Origin of the sequence: Pseudomonas cichorii (assembly GCF_019719005.1) — a bacterium.
Classification (GTDB): Bacteria; Pseudomonadota; Gammaproteobacteria; order Pseudomonadales; family Pseudomonadaceae; genus Aquipseudomonas; species Aquipseudomonas cichorii_E.
On sequence record NZ_JAIGPJ010000081.1, the window covers coordinates 1 to 1,571 of the forward strand.

Genomic DNA, 1,571 nt, shown 5'->3' on the forward strand with positions numbered 1-1,571 from the left:
GCTTCAACAAACACTGCCATCAACAGGTTGAAGCTGTACCCCAGGCTGTAACCGACCTTGACGATATCCTTGGCGCTGAAGTCGCCATCGCGGGTCAGGTCTTCGTAGAGGAAGGCGGTGTTGATGAAGTTGATGAGGATGACGCCCCAGGTAATCGCTGCACCAAAGCCTCCGAGGCGCTCGCTCCAGGCCTTGGCGCGGGTGTGCCAGTCCTTGGCGACGTCCAGGCCGGATTTGAAGAAGGCGCGGATTTCGTCCTGTAGCAGCTGAGCGTACTGGTTGTTCTGGAAGTCCAGCAGCCCCGGGATGTTCAGTTCATGCAGGCGCAGGGCGTCCAGTCGTGATTGCAGCTGGCGCGCCAGGTGTCGGCGTTCTCGGGGAGCGAGGGGATAGAGCCAGTTATGGCGGGTGTCGTCGATCTGTTTGATCAAATGACGCTGCTCGCGCTTCCACTGTTTCAGTCTGGAGGCAATCTGTTCGTTGAGGCGGCTCAGTGCCGGGCTGTTGGCCAGAATCTGGCCGATCATGAAGTTGCGGATCAAGGCCCCGAGGTTCTGGCTTTTGCCCAGGGCCAGACGGCTGTCCACCGGCACCCAGGCCAGCAGCATGTTTTCGGCAATCGTCTTGCCTGCACCACCCGCCAGTTCGCGCAGGGCCTTGAAGGTGTCCCGCACCGGTTGCTTGAGCTTTTTCATCCAGGCCGCGTCGGCGAAACCCTGATGATTGAGTGCGGCATTGAGTTCACCGGCGCGGGTGGCGAGGTTGGTGAAGTCGCCAAGGCCGTTGAGCAGCGCGTTGGCTTCCTGATGCAGGGCTTCCTTGAGGGCAGGAGAAAATCCGTAGCGCATCGTCCCGAACAGGCTGCTGCCGCTGGCCTCCTGCTCGGCCAGCCAGGCACTGGCCTGCTGATCCTGCCCATACACGACCAGCAGATGGGTCATGACGGTTTGCAGGTACAGCAGGGTATTGGGGTGGGTGGTGTCGATGAACAGCCGGAGCGGGTCGTTGCCCAGGTGCTCGGCCCAGGCCTGAAAGTCGGACTGGGTGTCGCGCACCTGCTGCAGCAGGGTTTCGCTGAGGGGCAGGTGTTCTTGCAGATAGGCGCGTGCGCCTTCGAGGTCGACTTCACGACGCCACTTTTCGCGATCCTTCCAGGCCTGACGATCTTCCTGGGACGGGTAGCGGCCATAACGGGTACGCAACGTATGGCGCATGTCCACACTCTTGAACATGTCGCCGGTGCCCAAATAGCCACCCAGCGAGTTGCCATGCTGGGTCAGCATGTCCTCCTGGTCCATCTGATCGAAACAGGTTTCCAGCTCGCTCAGGTACTGCTGCGTCTTGAGGCGGTCATCGCGCACCGATTCGGGTAATTGTTGCAGGTCACCATTGGCACCGCAGAGCAGCGCCACGGTCTGGGCCATCTGCAGTTTGTGCTCGTGCTCCTGTTGCCAGGTCTGAAAGGCCGCCTGATCCCCCGCCAGTTGCAGGCCCAGGTCATTGAGCACACCCAGCGGGTCGTCCAGGGCAATCAGCAGCGAGCTGTATTTGTCCGGGACGCTGCCCAGCCA

General features: G+C 61.2%; 1 pseudogene. It reads right to left on the minus strand.

The window, feature by feature from the left end:
• Positions 1-1,571, minus strand: a pseudogene (locus tag K5D32_RS25665) (hypothetical protein); the annotation flags it as partial.